This is a genomic window from Rhizobium sp. WSM1328 (assembly GCF_057653715.1).
In genome coordinates, this window is the sequence record NZ_JBYGKO010000002.1 from 718,049 (window position 1) to 736,685 (window position 18,637).

At 59.9% G+C, this 18,637-nt stretch carries 22 protein-coding genes; 9 read left to right on the forward strand and 13 right to left on the reverse strand.

Features of this window, described 5'->3' with window-relative positions; genetic code table 11:
• The first annotated feature begins 196 nt into the window (after positions 1–196).
• The 3 genes from AC2444_RS26980 to AC2444_RS26990 are packed head-to-tail and all read left to right on the forward strand — an operon-like array spanning position 197 to position 2,603.
• The gene (locus tag AC2444_RS26980) at positions 197–1,102 is read left to right on the forward strand and encodes a LysR family transcriptional regulator (protein WP_003562882.1); all 906 of its coding nucleotides are present in this window, start codon (positions 197–199) and stop codon (positions 1,100–1,102) included.
• A 56-nt stretch (positions 1,103–1,158) separates the two neighbouring features.
• Entirely contained in the window at positions 1,159–2,289 is a 1,131-nt protein-coding gene (locus AC2444_RS26985) for an HPP family protein (RefSeq protein WP_003562881.1), read from the forward strand.
• 35 nt (positions 2,290–2,324) lie between these two features.
• Positions 2,325–2,603: a DUF6522 family protein gene (locus tag AC2444_RS26990; RefSeq protein ID WP_017996380.1), complete on the forward strand. Its 279-nt coding sequence runs from the start codon at positions 2,325–2,327 to the stop codon at positions 2,601–2,603.
• Positions 2,604–2,655: 52 nt separating this feature from the next.
• On the opposite strand, the gene AC2444_RS26995 is transcribed toward AC2444_RS26990, so the two are convergent.
• The 4 genes from AC2444_RS26995 to AC2444_RS27010 all read right to left on the reverse strand — a co-directional run bounded on the left by AC2444_RS26995 (position 2,656) and on the right by AC2444_RS27010 (position 5,472).
• Positions 2,656–2,892 carry a hypothetical protein gene (locus AC2444_RS26995; protein ID WP_128449830.1) on the reverse strand — a complete coding sequence of 79 codons (237 nt, stop codon included), beginning with the start codon at positions 2,890–2,892 and terminating at the stop codon, positions 2,656–2,658.
• Positions 2,893–2,946: 54 nt separating this feature from the next.
• Positions 2,947–4,575 (reverse strand): chaperonin GroEL, encoded by a 1,629-nt coding sequence (gene groL / locus AC2444_RS27000; protein ID WP_128449829.1) that lies wholly within the window; start codon positions 4,573–4,575, stop codon positions 2,947–2,949.
• 149 nt (positions 4,576–4,724) lie between these two features.
• Entirely contained in the window at positions 4,725–5,039 is a 315-nt protein-coding gene (locus tag AC2444_RS27005) for a co-chaperone GroES (protein ID WP_003562876.1), read from the reverse strand.
• Positions 5,040–5,271: 232 nt separating this feature from the next.
• Positions 5,272–5,472, reverse strand: a complete 201-nt coding sequence (locus AC2444_RS27010; protein ID WP_128406107.1) for a hypothetical protein — start codon at positions 5,470–5,472, stop codon at positions 5,272–5,274.
• 28 nt (positions 5,473–5,500) lie between these two features.
• Between AC2444_RS27010 and AC2444_RS27015 the strand changes: the two genes are divergently transcribed.
• From AC2444_RS27015 to AC2444_RS27030, 4 genes are all read left to right on the forward strand, one after another.
• Positions 5,501–5,791 (forward strand): hypothetical protein, encoded by a 291-nt coding sequence (locus tag AC2444_RS27015; protein WP_003562874.1) that lies wholly within the window; start codon positions 5,501–5,503, stop codon positions 5,789–5,791.
• Between the two features lie 109 nt (positions 5,792–5,900).
• Positions 5,901–6,257, forward strand: a complete 357-nt coding sequence (locus tag AC2444_RS27020) for a hypothetical protein (protein ID WP_003562872.1) — start codon at positions 5,901–5,903, stop codon at positions 6,255–6,257.
• Between the two features lie 54 nt (positions 6,258–6,311).
• On the forward strand, positions 6,312–6,638 hold the full coding sequence (locus tag AC2444_RS27025) for a DUF2934 domain-containing protein (RefSeq protein WP_026157601.1): 327 nt from the start codon (positions 6,312–6,314) through the stop codon (positions 6,636–6,638).
• Positions 6,639–6,643: 5 nt separating this feature from the next.
• Positions 6,644–7,060: an HD domain-containing protein gene (locus AC2444_RS27030; RefSeq protein ID WP_003562869.1), complete on the forward strand. Its 417-nt coding sequence runs from the start codon at positions 6,644–6,646 to the stop codon at positions 7,058–7,060.
• 99 nt (positions 7,061–7,159) lie between these two features.
• On the opposite strand, the gene AC2444_RS27035 is transcribed toward AC2444_RS27030, so the two are convergent.
• On the reverse strand, positions 7,160–7,429 hold the full coding sequence (locus AC2444_RS27035; RefSeq protein WP_003562868.1) for a hypothetical protein: 270 nt from the start codon (positions 7,427–7,429) through the stop codon (positions 7,160–7,162).
• A gap of 44 nt (positions 7,430–7,473) precedes the next feature.
• A complete protein-coding gene (locus AC2444_RS27040; protein ID WP_012755410.1) occupies positions 7,474–7,737 on the reverse strand; it encodes a hypothetical protein in 264 nt (87 codons plus the stop codon).
• Between the two features lie 216 nt (positions 7,738–7,953).
• Between AC2444_RS27040 and AC2444_RS27045 the strand changes: the two genes are divergently transcribed.
• Entirely contained in the window at positions 7,954–8,460 is a 507-nt protein-coding gene (locus tag AC2444_RS27045; protein ID WP_128449857.1) for an HIT family protein, read from the forward strand.
• A gap of 47 nt (positions 8,461–8,507) precedes the next feature.
• On the opposite strand, the gene AC2444_RS27050 is transcribed toward AC2444_RS27045, so the two are convergent.
• From AC2444_RS27050 to AC2444_RS27080, 7 genes are all read right to left on the reverse strand, one after another.
• On the reverse strand, positions 8,508–10,358 hold the full coding sequence (locus tag AC2444_RS27050) for a DUF2264 domain-containing protein (protein WP_128449828.1): 1,851 nt from the start codon (positions 10,356–10,358) through the stop codon (positions 8,508–8,510).
• Between the two features lie 77 nt (positions 10,359–10,435).
• A complete protein-coding gene (locus tag AC2444_RS27055) occupies positions 10,436–11,710 on the reverse strand; it encodes an ABC transporter substrate-binding protein (RefSeq protein WP_128449827.1) in 1,275 nt (424 codons plus the stop codon).
• 40 nt (positions 11,711–11,750) lie between these two features.
• The gene (locus AC2444_RS27060) at positions 11,751–12,476 is read right to left on the reverse strand and encodes a DUF624 domain-containing protein (RefSeq protein ID WP_017996372.1); all 726 of its coding nucleotides are present in this window, start codon (positions 12,474–12,476) and stop codon (positions 11,751–11,753) included.
• A 20-nt stretch (positions 12,477–12,496) separates the two neighbouring features.
• Complete coding sequence (locus AC2444_RS27065; RefSeq protein ID WP_128449826.1) at positions 12,497–13,606, reverse strand: ABC transporter ATP-binding protein; 1,110 nt, start codon at positions 13,604–13,606, stop codon at positions 12,497–12,499.
• Between the two features lie 15 nt (positions 13,607–13,621).
• The gene (locus AC2444_RS27070) at positions 13,622–14,794 is read right to left on the reverse strand and encodes a glycoside hydrolase family 88 protein (protein ID WP_012755416.1); all 1,173 of its coding nucleotides are present in this window, start codon (positions 14,792–14,794) and stop codon (positions 13,622–13,624) included.
• A 4-nt stretch (positions 14,795–14,798) separates the two neighbouring features.
• Positions 14,799–15,635, reverse strand: coding sequence for a carbohydrate ABC transporter permease (locus AC2444_RS27075; protein WP_003562853.1), 837 nt, complete (start codon positions 15,633–15,635; stop codon positions 14,799–14,801).
• Complete coding sequence (locus tag AC2444_RS27080) at positions 15,632–16,618, reverse strand: carbohydrate ABC transporter permease (protein ID WP_017996369.1); 987 nt, start codon at positions 16,616–16,618, stop codon at positions 15,632–15,634. Before AC2444_RS27080 ends, AC2444_RS27075 begins: the two co-directional genes overlap by 4 nt.
• Positions 16,619–16,751: 133 nt before the next feature.
• Between AC2444_RS27080 and AC2444_RS27085 the strand changes: the two genes are divergently transcribed.
• A complete protein-coding gene (locus AC2444_RS27085; RefSeq protein WP_128449825.1) occupies positions 16,752–18,548 on the forward strand; it encodes a heparinase II/III domain-containing protein in 1,797 nt (598 codons plus the stop codon).
• Positions 18,549–18,637 lie beyond the last annotated feature (89 nt).

Sequence of the window (18,637 nt, forward strand, 5' to 3'; positions counted from 1 at the left end):
CTCAAAACGTCGTCCGATAGAGGCAATGTCGCGGCTTGCATGGCTATTTCCTCGGCGTCGCGACCCTTTTTTCGGCAATCGCTCGTCTGCTTGGGCTCATGTTTCTCGTCCAATGCCGAAACCGGCTTGAGCTGGAGCAATGATTTTTATATAGAGAATTATCTGTCGTCTTAATTCCGGAAACGAGATCTTTTCATTGGACCTTTCATCGATCGAGATATTCCTCGCCGTTGTCAGCGACCGCAGCGTGACGAAGGCTGCCAAGGCCGTAGGGCGGGTGCCATCGAATGTGACGACGCGCATCCAGCAACTGGAGGAGGACCTCGGCGTTTCCCTCTTCAGCCGTGATGGCAAGAAGATGACGTTGACGCGGGAGGGGGAGACGTTTTTCGCCTATGCCAACCGGCTTATGGCGCTTGCGCTCGAAGCGCGCCAGGCCGTGCGGCCTCTCGCCCCATCGGGGACGTTGCGGGTCGGCACTATGGAGAGCACGGCGGCAAGCAGGCTGCCGGCGGCGCTGATGCAATTCAATCAGATGTGGCCCGATGTGTCGCTTCAGCTGACGATGGGGGCGTCCCGCGATCTGACCCGCGATGTTCTCTCTGATGCGCTGGATTGTGCGCTGATTGCCCGCCTGCCGAAGACGATGCGCGAGGAAGACTCGAGCTTCGATGCCGAACTCAAGGCGCTCGAAATGGAGCTGACCTTCGTCGAAGACCTGTTGATCGTGTTGCCATCCGGGCATCCCTCCATCAAATCCGCCGCCGACCTGCGTGTCGGGTCGCTCGCCGCTTTGGAGCCTGGCTGCACCTATCGCAGGATCGCCGAAAACTGGGCGCGTAAATCGAGCGCGCTGCCGACGAGCGAACTCGGTTCATACCACGCGATCCTGGCGAGCGTTGCGACCGGGAACACGGCGGGTGTCATGCCCCGATCGGTCCTTGACCTCATGCACTGGCCGACACCGGTCCAGACCCATCAGCTCGGTGCTGTCGAGACGCTGCTCGTCTATCGCAAGAATGATCGCCCCAGCGCGTTCAACGCGTTCCACGAAGTTCTCAGCGCGACAAAGGGCAGAGATGTCAGGCTGACAACAAACTAGTTCGCACGCCCCTCTCCTTCGCCGCCAGATAATCCTCGCTTAAAATTGGTCTTGTCATGCAGTATCCCGTTTCCCCGAAGGTGGGATCGAGCCGCCTCCGCCGCTTCCGTTTGTTCTCACCCATATTGGCGGGAGCGACTCTACGAGAGCGATTGATTGCATGTCTCGGCGCTTTGCTGGCCATTGGTTTCACCGGCGTCATCAGCGGCTATCTGTTCGGGCAGGGGCCGCATCTTCCCTTGATCGTCGCGCCGATGGGGGCGTCCGCAGTGCTTCTTTTCGCGGTGCCTGCAAGCCCGCTGGCGCAGCCATGGTCGATCATCGGCGGCAATACGATTTCCGCTCTGATGGGGATCATTGCCGCCTATTTCATTCGTGATCCGATCATCGCGACCGGTGTCGGCGTTTCGCTTGCCATCGGCGCGATGTCCTTCACGCGGTGCCTTCATCCGCCAGGAGGAGCCGCCGCACTGACCGCCGTGCTCGGCGGCCCTGTCGTTGCCGGTTGGGGATTTCTCTTTCCCTTCGTGCCCGTCGCCTTGAACTCCTGCATTCTCGTCGGCCTTGGCCTGCTGTTCCACAAGCTTTCCAAGCGGAATTATCCGCACGTCGTTCCGAAACCCGTGGAGAACACCCATCAGACGATCGACCTGCCATCGGCGGTGCGGGTGGGTTTTCGCGAGGAGGATGTCGACGCGGCCCTCGAAGCGCTTGACGAAACCTTCGATATCGACCGGGCAGACCTCGGCCGGCTGCTGCAGCAGGTTGAGTTGCAAGCGGCGATCCGCTCAACCGACAAGATCAGCTGTGCCGATATCATGTCGCGTGACGTGATCGCCATTGGCGAAGCTTCGGAACCGGATGCCGCACGGCATCTGCTCTTGAAGCATAATATCCGCACGCTGCCGGTTAAGGACCCCGAAGGCCGCCTCGTCGGCGCTGTCGGCTTGCGGGAATTGTCGATGAGCACCGAGACCATCGCGCATGCGATCTCGAGGCCGGCGGTGGCCAGACCTTCCGATGCCGCTCTGTCGCTATTGCCCGTTCTGACGGACGGCCGCACGCATGCCGTCATCATCGTCGACGACGATTACCGCATCCTCGGCCTGATATCGCAAACGGATCTGCTGAGCGCAGTAGCGCGGCTGCTGCCAAAGGAAGACAATGCAATTCCGGCGGTGGCCTGAGCGGTCGGCGTGGGACGAAGCTGGAGAAAAAGTCGGTGCTGATCGAGCGCGATTCAAATGGTGATTTCATCCTGGAATCATCCGAACTGGCGCAGCGGTTTGGGCTGTCGCTCGCCGATCTTCGCCGCCACATTCGCCATGGCTCCGTCGTCAGCTCCGTGGAAATCGGCACGGCTGAACACGAGGGGACGAAACGGGTGTCGCTTCGCCTCGGCAACAGGCTTTGGCGAGCCATTTTGAACGATGAAAATGAAGTGCAGCAGGAGCAGATGACCGTTCTTCGGGGTAAATCCTCCGGAGGGCATCCGCGCTAACACCATCACATCTCTGTTCCGCGCGGCTTACTACGCGCAGGCGCGGCATTTCCTACCGTTCGCTCGTTTCGAAGAGGCCGCGGGACGCCTCGACCATCGACTGCAGGTGATTGGGGTCACGCACGCCCTGCCGGTAAAGCTCGATGATTATGCTCGCCGTTCGTTCGGCTTCGTCGCTGTCCTTTTCCACCTGGTACTCGGATCTGATCTTGTCGAAGACCCGCTGGCAGATTTCGAGATCGCGGGAGTCCAGCGGTGCCTGCGATCGGGTTTTGATCGTTTGAACCATCTCTATTCCCTCAGATAAGGCCCGCCCAGCGAGGCCGGCGGGCCGGCAAGCGCCTTAGAAGTCCATACCGGGGCCGGCGGGCATTGGCGGTGGCGCGTCCTTCTTGGGTTTCTCGGCGATCATAGCTTCCGTCGTGACGAGAAGACCGGCGATGGAGGCCGCATCCTGCAGCGCGGTGCGAACCACCTTGGCCGGATCGATGACGCCCTGCGCATAGAGGTCGCCATATTCGCCCGTCTGAGCGTTCCAGCCGTAGGAGAACTCGCTTTTCTCGCGCAGCTTACCGACGATGACCGAGCCTTCCGCTCCGGCGTTTTCGGCGATCTGGCGAGCCGGTGCCTCGACCGCGCGGCGAACGATGTCGACGCCGACGCGCTGGTCGCCATTGGCGGTTTTGACATTGTCGAGCGCCTTGACGGCGCGCAGCAGCGCCACGCCGCCACCAGGCAGAATGCCTTCCTGAACGGCAGCGCGGGTTGCATGAAGCGCGTCGTCGACGCGGTCCTTCTTTTCCTTCACTTCGACTTCCGTCGAGCCGCCGACACGGATGACGGCAACGCCGCCGGCGAGCTTGGCAAGACGTTCCTGCAGCTTCTCGCGGTCATAGTCCGACGTGGTTTCTTCGATCTGGGCCCTGATCTGGGCAACGCGGCCTTCGATGTCGGACTTGGCGCCTGACCCATCGACGATCGTGGTGTTTTCCTTCTCGATCGAAACCTTCTTGGCCCGGCCGAGCATATCGAGCGTGACGGATTCGAGCTTGATGCCGAGATCTTCGGAGATGACGGTGCCGGCGGTCAGGATGGCGATGTCTTCGAGCATGGCCTTGCGGCGGTCACCGAAGCCAGGAGCCTTGACGGCGGCGATCTTCAGGCCGCCGCGCAGCTTGTTGACGACGAGCGTTGCCAGGGCTTCGCCTTCGACGTCTTCAGCGATGATGAGCAGCGGCTTGCTGGATTGGACGACAGCTTCGAGAACCGGCAGCATCGACTGCAGGTTCGAGAGCTTCTTCTCATGGATGAGGATATAAGGGTCTTCAAACTCGACCCGCATCTTGTCGGCATTGGTGACGAAGTAGGGGCTGAGATAGCCGCGGTCGAACTGCATGCCTTCGACGACTTCGAGTTCGGTTTCGGCGGTCTTGGCTTCTTCAACGGTGATGACGCCATCATTGCCGACCCTTTCCATGGCTTCCGCCAAAAAGCGGCCGATTTCGGCATCGCCATTGGCGGAGATCGTGCCGACCTGGGCGATTTCGGAATTGTTGGAGATCTTGCGGGCGTTGGCCTTCAGTTCCGCGACGATGGCGGCGACCGCAAGATCGATGCCGCGTTTCAGGTCCATCGGGTTCATGCCTGAGGTAACCGCCTTGGCGCCCTCCTTGACGATCGCCTGGGCCAGTACCGTTGCCGTCGTGGTGCCGTCGCCGGCGATGTCGCTGGTCTTCGAGGCGACTTCGCGGACCATCTGGGCGCCCATGTTCTCGAACTTGTCTTCGAGTTCGATTTCCTTGGCAACCGAAACGCCGTCCTTGGTGATGCGCGGGGCGCCGAAAGATCGTTCGATCACGACGTTGCGGCCTTTCGGGCCGAGGGTCGCCTTCACGGCGTTGGCCAGGATGTCGACGCCACGCAGCATCTTCTCGCGGGCTTCGGTGCTGAATTTGATTTCTTTAGCAGCCATGTCCTCACTCCTTCATAGGCGGCCAGAGTAATTCCAGGAAAAGTACGACGCGGATTCCTTTCGGATTGCGTCAGAAATTAAAGGTTGGAGCGGTTCTGCGTTTCCATGAAAAGCTGAAGCGCTCCGGCCTTGACTGATGTCCGCAGATCTCAGGCGGCCTGCTTCTTTTCACCTTGCGGTTCGATGATGCCCATCACGTCGCTTTCCTTCATGATCAGCAGGTCTTCGCCATTGATCTTGATCTCGGTGCCCGACCATTTGCCGAACAGGATGCGATCGCCGGGCTTGACGTCGAGCGCCTGGATCTGGCCGGCGTCGTTGCGCGCGCCAGGGCCAACGGCGATGACCTCGCCTTCCTGCGGTTTTTCCTTGGCGGTGTCGGGAATGATGATGCCGCCCTTGGTCTTTTCCTCTGAATCGACCCGGTGGACGAGAATGCGGTCATGAAGCGGTCGGAACGACATGTCTTTCCTCCATCGACAAACAGTGATGACGTTGTTCCCTTGGAGAATGATGCCGAAAAGTGTGCGCGGTTTTCGGACGACATCAAGCTCTAACTCTTAGATTAGAACAGGATTCAGATTTTAGGCCGAGCAGGCCTAAAGTCATCCTGTTCTAACCGGACCGACTGACCAATCCGGGCGGGTGCTCGCGCGCGCGCCTTGCGAGAATGATTTGGTTCGATGATTCTACAATTCAAGAGGTGATGGAAGAAAAATTGGCACTCTCTGCCGGTGAGTGCCAACGCTCGGCAGGGAACAGAAAATCGGCTCCCGCGTTCGAATAATGAAGGCGACGGCGTGGTGCCGGAGGCGAGTTCGAGCAGGATTGAGGCTTGAATCCGGATTTCGGCATTCCCAAATCTTTGGTGATCGAGGCTTTCTTAAGCTCGGTCATCGTCCCACGTCTTTTTGGAGTGAGTGACATGGAAGAGAAGACCAATATCATCAAAGACCTCAGTATCGAGGAACGCGAGGAAATCCTCGTCGATATCGCTCGTACGCTGGAGGACACGGCGCGCGAGGCCTTTGTCGAAGGAAATACGCATTTTGCGGCACTCTCCAACAACATGGCTGAAGCGATCCGCGTCAATGCCGATGAACTCGCCCGTGACGATCCTGAGAATGCCGAGTTGGTATTGCAGCAGGCAGCGGCGATGATCTCGCAATTCGAAGCCGTGCACCCCTATCGGATGGTGAGCATGGCTGTCCATTGACTGCCGGCGGCGTGGCCCCGCCTGGATCGCCCGCTCAAATCAATCACCACTCACGCGGAACTCTCACTGTCTGCGAAGGTTATTGGATCACAATATCGAAAGGTGATCCATGACGACTTTCAAATCCAGCGTGCCGCCTGAGAGCGGCACAGACGACGCGCGGTCCGCCGATACAGAACGGGCTGAGACCGATCGCAAAAGGGCATTGGAAACTGCCCGGCGCAACGCGAGGACGGCATTAGATCGCAATAGCGGCACGGAAACCCCAAGCCTGAAGCTTGCAAGGGAATATCTCAGCCTCGGCGGCCACCGCCGCTCCAAGATCGACGACAATATCACCGATGTCCGCCAATGGGATGAGGACCCGCCGGAGGCCGAACGGTTCTGGAAGGAACGGGTGGAGACGCTTCCAAAGGATCAACGCAAACAGGTGGAGGATTTTCTTCCAACCATCAACACGCCCTGAAAGGCGGCCGGGCCGCTCTTCGGAGGGCTCATCCCAATGCGCTTGGAGGAGATCATGGCCATAGACAAGCACGAGCAGATACGCCAGCGCGCCTACGAAATCTGGGAGGCCGAGGGCCACCCCGATGGCGCTGACGAGCGCCATTGGCTGCAAGCCTGCGACGAACTGGCCGGCGAGGATGAGCATGAGACGCTGCAGGACCTGCTCGATGAAGACGACAGGGACGATGCGGCGCTGCTTCAAGGCGCCGGTGAGAGCGGCGACTTCGATCGGCCACGAGCGAGGCCGGTCCAAACAGCCGTGGCTCCGGTCCCTGACGTCGAGATGACGACGGGCGAAAAGCCTTTCCGGCGGAAAGTGAAGAAGACCGAAGGGCCGTGATCGCCATGCAGCATCTCGACCATGCCATCCAGATCGCTCTTACGGCCCATAAAGGCCAGGCGGACAAGACCGGCCGGCCATTCTTCGAGCACTGCCAGCGGGTAGCGCTTCTGGTTTCCGGCGACGAGACACGAACGGTCGCCTACATTCATGATGTGGTCGAGAAGGGCAGCGGGTGGACGCTCGACAGGCTGAGAGAAGAAGGCTTTCCGCCGGCGATCATCTCCGCGGTGAATGCTTTGACACGGCGGCCAGATGAGCCGGATGACGACTTCGTCAGACGTGCGGCATCAAACCCGCTGGCCCTGTCCGTCAAACAGGCCGATCTTGAAGACAATCTCCGGCAGGCCGAACAGAGCGGCAAGAAAACGGAAAAATACCAGCGCGGCCTGGATCTCTTGCGCGACATCAGGAGCGGATAATAGGAACTCGGACAAATTTGCAGTCGCTAGCCATTGCCATCAAGGTCGGCAATCGGCCGAGCGCACACTACCCGCCTGCATGTCATGCACTGAGAGCGGTCACGCCTTGTTGGTAAACCACACCGTCGGCGCGCCGAGCACGCCTCCCGTGCGCATCGCCGTCTTCAATTCGTCCAGCTTGCTGAATGCTTGCGCCGCTTCAAGCGTGGCGAACTCGTGGGTGACGGTAATATCGTTCGGGTTGTCGATGGCTCGATAGACGGCCTGCGCCGTCACCCCATTGGCCTTCTGCACCGGCGAAAAGGTATCATATATCTTGCGCCAAGCGGCGTAGTCGGAGACCTCGTGCCGCACGAATAATGTCGTCATGTCATCCTCCCGCGTTGCATTTCCAAGACTCGTTAAGACGTGTGTTACGATTGAACGAGGAACACCATGGTTTCGGGCAAGACGCCGTCACTCGCCATCGCATCGGCCGCTGCCTTGGTCTGCATGAAGGCCATCAACTTTTCCATGTCTGCAACGTCCATGACCAAGCCGACGCGGTTGGAGTTTTGAGAGTCCGTAAACGTGCGAATGTTCGTGACGCCGTTGGGTTCCAGTACTTGCTTGCGGATGGGTGAAGCGAGCCAGTGTTTCGTGTCCTTGACATCGTGACAGATCATTATGGTAGGCATTGCGTCCTCCTCCCAAGATTTCGGAAACTGAAAGCTGAGTATGCTGCTGCGCTTTGCCGGATTTCATTACAGCAATGTTGTGAAGAGTGGGTTTTTCTTATTCATTAGTTGAAGATGTAAATATAACTATTGAGTAATCCGAAAATATTATGTTCTTCAGCCGGTTTGCCGCGCCAAAATTCCGGAAGTTTGCGACCGCCATTGGAGAGGTTCAGAATCATCGAACGCCAACCATTTGATCTCGAGGCCTATGTGCACGACATCGGAACAACACCATGCTTTATCTGCGGCTTGGTCAGGAACGACCCTGCCTTCTTTCATCATCGCGTTTTTGAAGACCACGAGACGATCATTTTCCTGAGCAAATATCCCACTCTACCGGGCTATTGCCTCGTCTGTCCGAAGGAGCACCGTGAGGATCTGGCGCGGGACATGTCGACGGATGAATATCTTCGACTTCAGGAGAAGGTGCATGTCTTGTCGCGCGCCCTCAAAAGCGTGTTCGACGCCGAGCGAATTTATGTGCTTTCGCTCGGCAGCCAACAAGCCAACAGCCACCTGCATTTTCATGTCGTTCCCTTGCCCTCAGGTGTGCCTCTTGAAAAGCAGCAATACCATGCACTGATGGCGGAGCACGGGGTTCTGCAGATCCCTGACGATCAAATGGCCCAGCTGGCGCAGCGCATTGGTGAGGCATACCGTTTCGAGTTCACCGCACGATAATCAACCGTCTGGCCCGCGGTCGAAACCCGGAAGCCGGTGCCTCCAAGCTACATCCCGAGGGCGAATGCCGGCACCTGTACGCCTTTCTCGCGGAAGAGCCGCTCTACCTCGTCGAGGCGGGGACGGGCTGGCGGATTATCGAGCGCTTTTGCCCAGTTCTCACGGCTGGGCAGGGCCATCGCGGCGGTCACCAGCACGATGGTGCCTGCGCCGATGTTGCCGCGCAGCTGCGGCAGTAGGGTCTTGGCGTGGATGAGATTGGTGTTCGGGATCGGGCTCATCGCATGGCCGGCCCTTGGATTGGGCGATAGATCGACGATGGCGCTGACGTCGGTCTGCCCGTACCAGACAGCCCGGCCATCCCTTGCATCGGAGCGGTCGGCATTGAAATCCGCGCGCTCGATCGCAAAACCGCCCTCGATGGTGCTGAGTGTGCGTGGCGTGGCGATGCGGTGAATGCGGATGTGCCACGGATTTTCAGGAAGCAGCCAGGTTTCGATAGTGACATCGCTCCAGGGGCGCCAGCGCGAATAGAGCAGGTCGCCTGCGATCAACGCCTCTTCGAGGGTTTCGCGCATGCGGAAATGGACGCCGTCGTCGGAGAGGCCGAGCATGCCGTCGAAGCTTGCGGCGGAGAAACTCCGGTCGTCGGCTTCGACGTTGAAGGCGTAGCGGGTGGAATAGACGAATTTCGAATATTTCTCGTTTGCACCGAGCATCTTGTCGTGCTGCTGCCCTGAGGAGAGCACGACCACGTTTCCCGGCGTGTGCATGGCGACCATTCCCGCCGGCTTCAACGCAACCGGCTCCGGAAATTCCGGCTGCGACGCCTCCTCGGCCGCCCAGAAGGGATGATCCCCCGGAAGGGCGAGCGGCAGGAAGAATTTCAGCGCCCAATAGGGCGAGCCGGGAGAGTTGTAGCTCTCGCTCATGAAGAGGTTCGGATAGCCATAGCCGACCGAAAGAACGCCGTCGCGATCGGCAATCGGCATCGCCGCCCACCAGCGGATATGGCGCACGTAATAGCCCTTGATCTCGGCCCAGGGCAGGGCTTCGACACCGGCAAAGGCAAGCGCGCCCCAGAAACCTCCGGCCGCGAAGCGGTAGGTCTGGCTGCGGCCGAAGGCAAGGGCTGCCCCATCCGGGCCGAACCAGTGGCGGATATCGCTGGCGAAGATCTCGGCGCGATCGCGGAAGCGATCCTTGCGCGCCTCGTCGCCCTTGGCCAGGACGGCATAGATCATTCCGTAGAAATGCATGGCAAAGGGAATGTAATGATCGACCCGCCGAACCGGCCCGTCGCGATACCAGCCTTCTCCGAGGTCGAAGGCCTCCAGTTCGTCGAGATAGGCGAGGGTTTTCCGGTGATCGAACGCCACGCCCACGCGTTCCAACCCGAGATCGATGAGCACACGGAAGAATTTCCAGTTATTGTCGATGAATTCCAACTCGCGCGCTCGAAGAAGATAGGCAGCGACCGTCTTCTTCTCGCCGTCGTTGAGCGGTTCCCAGATGTGCTCGGGCACGAGCGCCAGGGCGAAGCCGACCGCGGCGAGCTCGACCAGCCGCTGATTGCGGTCGGCAAGATCGCCCCAATATTCGGGATGAGCAGGATTGGTGCCGTTTGCCAGCCCGCGGCGATAGAGGTCCCAATGCGGAAACGCGCCGCCGCCGGCAACGAGCGGAACGATCCCCCAGAGCGGCCGCGCAAATCCCTCCAGATCCGCCGCCGCCCGATCGAAAATCGCGCCGGCTGCGCCGAGGCGCACACGGGCGCCGCCTTCGGAAAAATACGGCAGCAGCGGCTCGAAGAGATCGGTGACGGCCTTGGCGAGGTCGTCGCGTGTCTTCAGGGGATTGCCGAAAAGCGGATTGGCCCGGGCGGGATCATATATCATTGTCAGGCTCGAAATTCACGGAAAACAGGATCGGCCGCGGCCAGATATTGCCCGCGGCCGTCGAAATTTCTGGACGCCTACTTGATGGCCTTCACGCCTTCGGTCATTTCCTTCAGCCCGTCATCGACGGAGGTGCTGTCAGTCATGATCGCGTCATGCACCCGGTTGAGTACGACCTCGATCTTGGCGGCGTTCGGGTTGACCGCCATCTCCAGGTAGGCTTTCGACGGCTTCAGCGCCTCCTTGCTGGCCGCATCCTCAGGAAATCCGGGTGTTGCCGCGATCTTGGCGCTGACATCATCCGTCTTGAGCGCAGGGAAGGTGCCCGTCGACGCGATAACTGCTGCGCCCTCAGGACCGGTGACAAACTTGATGAAATCGAGCGCGGCATCCTTGTGGTCGGAATTGGCGTTGACCGCCAGGCCGGAAATCTGCGCAGCGGTCGTGCCGGTTGCCACACCGTCGGGATGCGGGAACTTGACGATGCCCCAGTTCCTGCTCTTCGATTCACCCGATTTCACCTTGGTGATCTGGGTGCCGACGAACCAGGTTCCCATCGGCAGCATGCCGATCGTGCCATTGAAGAAGAGCGCCGAATAATGTGTGTTCGACGTCTTCAGGAAGGCATAGGAGGGAATCGCGCCATCCTTCTGCAGGGTCAGCGCCCTCTCGTACCAGGGCTTCAGGAAGCCGTAGTCGCCGTCGACAAGCGTGTGTTTTCCGTCGAGGATGCCGGGCAATTGAACGGTTGACCGCCAGGTATGCAGAAGCGCGCCATAGGTCTTGTTGGTGCCCATGCCGCCTGAAAGCTTCTCGGCGGTCTCGTCGAACTGCGCCCAGGTCATGTCATTGGTGGGGTAGGGGACGCCTGCTTTGTCGAATATATCCTTATTGTAATAGACAACCCAGAAGTCGGAGCGGAACGGCAGGGAGTAGATCTTGCCATCGATGGTCAGTTCCTCGATCAGGCCGCCAAAGGGAGCCGGGTCGATCTTCTGATTCTTCACGAAGCCGCTGAGATCGGCGATGTTGCCGGCGCGCACCAGATTGGTGTAGCCCGGCACATCCTTGATGGTGACGATGTCGATGTCCTTGGAGCCGCCGGTCAGCTGCGTCGAGATCATCTGCTGGTAGTCTTGCGAGCCGAGGTCCATCGGCTCGAACTTCACGTTGGGGTGTTTGGCCTGATAGGCCTCGATCAGAGGCTTGTAATAGGCGGTCTTGTCCCAATCCCACAAAGCCCATTTGAGCGTCACGGCGTCCTGGGCAAACGCTGCCCCGGTCGTCATCGCCGCCAAGGTGAATCCTGCCACGGCAAGTTTCACCGTCCCCCCGAATTTATCCAAATACATTCCCGTTCTCCTTCCCTGGATCATCTCTGGATCAGTTATTCTATGAAGCGTCTCGTCGATGCGGTTCGCTGTGCGGCTGTGTTGCGTTTGGCAGGTCTAGAACCGTCACCGCCGCCCGATGGACGCCGAATGCGACGGCGAACATTCCGAGTGAAAAATTGAAGGTTGCCGGCATGAACACCGAAACCGGATAGAAGAGGACATGCGCCAGCCAGAGGCCGGCGGTAAAGGCGAGTGCGGCGAGCGCCGGGAGCGGACGGATGACGGAGGCGAGCGCGGCGAGGCGCAGCAACCTCAGAGCCGGTAGATCGCGCATCACCATCAGAACGATGAGATGGCAGGCGAGAACCGCGATGAAAGCGGTGGCGACGAGGGCGATCGTCAGCGGTGCGCTGAGCAACAGATTGTTGCGCGCGCCTGCGGCATAGGTGACGATCGCATAGATGCCGATCGCGAGGGCGCCGCCCAACGCCAGGCCCCAGCCGGTGGCGCGCCAGAAGTAGCGCAGAAAAGCTTCCGTGAAGTCCCTGAGCAGATAGGTGTTGCGATCTTCCACAACGGCGACCGAGACCCGGGCCATGGCGGCGAGCGCTGCCGGCAGCGTCACGACGAAGAGGGCGGACAGGATGAAGAGGATGTTCAGCTTAACCATCTCCCACCACTCGCGGACGAGGATCTCGGCGAACAGGGCAAGGCCGGTCCTCTTCGGCGCATCCTTCGGAATGCCCGGTCCCTCCCTCGTCCACATGTCCCGCAACCACTGCATTGCCGTCTCCCGCAGGCGTCTCAGTATAGAATCGAGCGTTCCGTTTCCTTGTCGAACAGCTGCGTATTGGTCATATCGGCGACCAGCACCGCCTCCTCGCCGATATCAGGCCGGTAGCGCGGCGAGACGCGGGCGATCAGATTGCGACCCCCTGCTACCATGTTCAGGTGCACTTCCGATCCCATCGGTTCGGCAAGTTCCACGACCGCCTTGATAGGCGCCAGGTTCTCGGGCGCGATGTCGGCCGGCGGCAGCTCGTGGAAATTCTCCGGACGGATGCCAAGCACCAGTTCGCGGCCCTCGTAGGGGGCGATCCTGCTTTTGTCGAAATGGGCAGGCAGCGGCAGTTCCCGGCCGTCGAAGACGGCGACGTAGCCGTCGCCCCGGCGCAGAATGGTCGAGGGCAGCATGTTCATCTGCGGCGCGCCGATGAAGCCGGCAACGAACATGTTGACGGGGCGGTCATAGAGGTTCTGCGGCGTATCCACCTGCTGGATGTGCCCGTCCTTCATGACGACGATCCGGTCCGCCATGGTCATGGCCTCGACCTGGTCATGGGTGACGTAGATGAAGGTGGCGTTGAGGCGCTTGTGCAGCTTGGTGATTTCCGAGCGCATCGTGCCGCGCAGCTTGGCGTCGAGATTGGAAAGCGGCTCGTCGAGAAGGAAGACGGCCGGATTGCGCACCATGGCGCGGCCGAGCGCGACGCGCTGGCGCTGCCCGCCCGAAAGCGCCTTCGGCTTGCGGTTCAGGAGATGGCTGATGTCGAGGATCCTGGCGGCGTCCTGCACCTGGGCATCGATGAAGTCGCGCGACACCTTCCTGAGCTGCAAACCGAAAGCCATGTTCTTGTAGACGGTCATATGCGGATAGAGCGCATAATTCTGGAACACCATGGCGATATCCCGATCCTTGGAAGGGACGTCGTTCATGACGTCGCCGCCGATCTTGAGCTCTCCACCCGATATTTCCTCGAGGCCGGCGATCATCCGTAGCGTCGTCGATTTGCCGCAGCCCGACGGGCCGACCAGAATGATGAATTCCTTGTCTGCGATCTCAAGGTCGATGTCGTGGACGACGGTGAGCGCACCGTAGCTCTTGTTCAGCTCTTTAAGCGAAATGCTGGCCATCGAGTTCTCCTGAATTCACCAATAGGAAGACCAGTTGCGCGAAAGGCGCGTCAAAGCTTCCATGTAATAATAATCTCCCCAGGAGACGCATTCATCGACGCCCTCGCCCCGGCAGGTGTTGAACGGCGATTTCTTCGAATAGGTGGCGTGCAGCACCAGGCCGTTGGAGACGGTGGGATCCTTGACCGCATAATGATCCGCAAGGCTCTTCATCATGCGGCGCGCCAGCGTGCGATAGCGTGAGGCCGGTTCCGGTTCGACGAGATCGGCCATCTCCAGAAGGCCGCAGGCGGCGATCGAGGCCGACGAGCTGTCGCGCGGCTCGCCATCGCCATCCGAAAAGACGAGATCCCAATAGGGCACCATGTCGGCCGGCAGCCGGTTGAGATAGAAGGCAAGCAACCTGTCGAAGGTTTGGCGATATTCCTCGATCCGCTCATAGCGATAGGAGAGCGCCATGCCAGCGATTGCCCAGGCCTGTCCGCGCGCCCAGGCGCTATCGTCTTTGTAACCCTGTTTGGTGGCGCCGCGCACCGGCGCCCCGGTGACCGGGTCCAGATAGAAGGTGTGATAGGTGGAATCATCCGGCCGAACCGAGTTGGCAAGCGTTGTGCGGGCGTGAATGAGCGCGATCTCGCGGTATTTCGGATTGCCGGTCTCGCGGCTTGCCCAGTAGAGAAGCGGCAGGTTCAAGAGGCAGTCGATGATGTAGCGGTATTCCTCCGCCTTGCCCTTGCGGCCCCAGGCCTGGATGAACTGACCGACGGGCTGGAAGCGCTCGATCAGCTGGTCGGCGGCCAGGATGGCGGCCCTGCGGCCATCCTCGTCTCCGACGAGCTTCCAGGCGGCGATGCAAGAGGGCGAATAGAGAAAGCCCATGTCGTGATGATCGGTCTCGATGCGGTTCACGATCCGATGCAGGAATGACTGGACTTGGACCTGCGCGGCATCGCGGAAAACCGCCTCGCCGCTGTGCTCGAAAGCGAGCCACAGCTCGCCGGGCCAGAAGCCCGCTGTCCATTGGTCGTTCGCCACCGCGGGATAGAAATTTCCGACGCTCGAATGGTTCTGCGAGGCATGGGTGAATTGGGGGAGGTTGCGCCTGATCTGCTCGACGGCAAGATCGAGCGCGGCTTTGACCTCCGGATCGGTGATCGGCTGTGGGGCGACGGACGAGACGGCGTTCATGGATTTAACCCTTCAGTCCCGTGGAGGCTATGCCCTCGACGAAGAAACGCTGGAGAGAGAGGAATACGACGAGAACCGGAATGAGGGCGACAACGGAGGCAGCCATGATGAGCCCGTATTCGGCCGAATATTGCGAGATGAACATACGCAGGCCGATCTGGACGGTCTTCAGCTCGGTCTTGGTCAGGTAGATCATCGGCCCGAGAAAATCGTTCCAGGTGGTGACGAAAGTGAAGATCGTCAGCGTCGAGAGTGCGGGCTTCGACAGCGGCAGCATGATACGCGCCCAGATCTGGTACTCGTTCATGCCGTCGATGCGAGCCGCCTCGCAGAGCTCGGTCGGGATCGACATGTAGAACTGCCGCATCAGGAAGACACCGAAGGCGGTGAAGGCCTGCAGGCAGATCAGCGCCAGATGGGTGTTGTTGAGGCCGAATTCACGCATCAGCAGGAATTGCGGCACCATATAGACCTGCCAGGGCATGGCGATGGTGGCGATGTAACCGAGAAACAGGGTGTTCTTGTAGGGGAAATTCAGCTTGGCAAACGCGTAGGCCGCAAAGCTGGAGGTCAAAAGCTGCAGCAGCGTGACGATGATCGTCAGCTTCGACGTGTTGTAGATGAAGAGCGCGAGCGGGATCTTCGTCCAGATATCGACGTAGTTATGCCATTGCGGCTCGGACGGTATCCACTCGATCGGGAAGGCGAACACGTCGCGGCTGAGCTTCAGCGATGCCGAAAGCATCCAGGCAAACGGCATCAGCATGATGAGCGTGACTGCGATGACGATGGCGTAGATCGCGACCGATCTGACGGTCACCTTGCGTCCTGCGATCCTCATTCACCATCCTCCCTCTGGCGCCGGAACTGGAAGACGGTGACCGCGAGCACGAGGAAGAACAGAACGAGCGCAACCATGCTGGAATAGCCGAGATCCCAGGAAATGAAGGCCTCGTTGTATATGTGGTAGACGAGGACGAGCGTCGAGGTGCCAGGCCCGCCCTGGGTGATCATGTAGATCTGGTCGAACACCTTGAAGGACTGGATCGTCAGCATCACTGTGACGAAGAAGGTCGTCGGCCCGAGCTGCGGCACAGTGACATGGATGAACTTCTGCCAGGAATTGGCGCCATCGAGATCGGCGGCCTCATAGAGCTCCGAATTAATACCCTGCAGGCCGGCCAGATAGATGACCATGTAATAGCCCATGTTCTTCCAGATGCCGAAGAGGATCACCGTCACCATCGCCCAGTGGCGATCGGCAGCCCATCCCGGCATGTTCTTGGGATCGAGGCCGAGCGTGTAAAGGATCATGTTCACCGGTCCCATCTCGGGATTGAAGATCATGTTCCAGACGACCGCGACGGCCACCAGCGAGGCGACATAGGGGAAGAACATCGCCGTACGGAAAAAATCACGTCCCGCGATCTTTTGATTGAGGAGAACGGCGAGGCCGAGCGCGCAGATGAGCGTCGCAGGGACGGAAGCGACCGTATAGATCACCGTGTTCCAGAACGCCGCGATAAAGGCCTTGTCCTCGAAGAGCCGCCAGAAATTATCCAGCCCGGCGAATGTGATCGCATTCGAGCCGTCCCAATGCATGAAGGCGAGCACGAAGGCGAACAGGATCGGGCCGAGCGTGAAGACGGCAAAGCCGATGAAATTCGGCGCAATGAAGGAATAGGCGACGAGCGCGCTGCGGATCCTGCGCTGCCGCTTGGACAAGACCGCGACTTTTCGGCTTGGGATTGCCGGAGCGCCATCCGTCGCGATGACCGAATTCGATAGGGACACCGATGCCTCCTCTTCCTCCCGCAACCACATAGCACATATCGGGTATTGGTCAAACAAGTTCTGGATAGATCATACGAATGTTATAGAAAGCGCGAAATACATATGATAGGTGAGCATGCAGAGACCAAACGACCATCGATGCTTTTCCGGTACGGGGAGGGACATGTTCAGCGAGATTTCAGGGGAGCTGCCGGATGTGCTGGGCGATTTTACGCCCGGGGCGGTCGGCTCCGATCGCCTCAGATGGAGCACTGTGCCGCAAGCGCTACGGGAACTGGTCATTGGCGAGGCCGAAGAGACGGTTGCGCGCGCCTGGCCGCTGATTGCGGCCTCGGATTACCGGGAGTTCACCGAAACCGGCAACCGCGCGCGCTTCGAGGAGCTTTATTTCACACGCCGCCGGATGCTCAACAATCTGGTGCTCGGCGAACTCGTCGAAGGCGGCGCGCGCTTCCTGCGGAAGATCGTCGACGGCATCTTCCTGATCGTGGAGGAGAGCGGCTGGCAGCTGCCGGCGCATAACGCCTATGAACGAAGCGGCGCGCGCCTGCCGCTTCCCGACAATTCGCAGCCTGTCGTCGATCTCTTCGCCGCCGAAACAGCCGCCCTGCTTGCCACCGTCGTCGCATTGTTTCGCGACGAGCTCGACGCCATCAGCCCCGAGATTACGGCACGCGTCGAGCGCGAGATCGAGATCCGCATCCTCTCGCCCTATCTCGGCCGGCATTTCTGGTGGATGGGCCGCGGCGAAGAGCGGATGAACAACTGGACGGCATGGATAAGCCAGAACGTCCTGTTGACGGTTTTCTCCCTGAAAACAGATCAGCCCACGCGTCACGCCGTCGTCAAAAACGCGCTCGGCAGCCTCGACGCCTTCCTGAAGGACTATGCCGAGGACGGCGCCTGCGAGGAGGGCGTGCTCTATTACCGCCACGCCGCGCTCTGCCTGCATGGTGCGTTGACCATCCTGGACGCCGTGGCGCCCGGCCTGTTCGCCGGGGTCTGGCAGCAGCCGAAGATCCGCAACATGGCCGAATATATTGCCCATATGCATGTGGCCGGCCGCTACTATTTCAATTTCGCGGATTCCTCCGCGGTGATCGAACCCTGCAGCGCGCGGGAATACCTGTTCGGACAGGCGGTCGGCTCTGAGATGCTGACTGAGTTCGCCGCAGCTGACAGAGCCGCTTCCAACAATTCGCATATACCCGGGGAATGGAACCTCTGGTATCGCGTGCAGGAACTGCTGGCCGGCCCGACGCTTCCCGCTGCCGCCCCGCCGCATCCTGCATCCCAGCGCGACATCTTCTATCCCGGCATCGGCCTGTTCATCGCCCGCGACGAGCAGTTTTCGCTTGCCGTCAAGGGCGGCAACAATGGCGAGGGCCACAATCACAACGATGTCGGGAGCGTGACGCTCTACAAGAACGGACGTCCGTTCCTGATCGATGTCGGCGTCGAGACCTATACCGCAAAAACCTTTTCGGCGCGGCGCTACGAGATATGGACGATGCAGTCGGCGTTCCACAACCTGCCGACATTTGCAGGCGTCATGCAGTCGGCCGGCGAAGCTTTTGGCGCGCGCGATGTCGAGGTCGGGTTTGACGAAGGGAGCGCGCGCATAGCGCTCGATATTTCAGACGCCTATCCCCCTGAAGCGCAGTTGCACAGCTATCGGCGCGTCGTTTCCCTGCTGCGCGGCCGCCATGTCGAGATCGTCGACACCTATGACGGCGGCAAGCCGGCGGTCCTGTCGCTGATGACATGCCTGGCGCCGACCGTCGGCCCGGACAGGATCGATCTCGCCGATCTCGGCAGCATTTTCGTCGAGGGCGCCGGCGAGATCGAAATCGACGAGATCGTCGTGGAGGACGCCCGGCTGAGATCGGCCTGGCCCGAGAAAATCTACCGGTTGCGCCTGCCGTTTGCCGGCAGGCTGCTGAGATTGCGGATCGTCTAGAACAGGATGATTTCAGGCCGGGTCGGCTTAAAAATCTGAATCCTGTTCTAAAATTAAAGAGTTAGAGCATGATGTCGTCCGAAAATCGC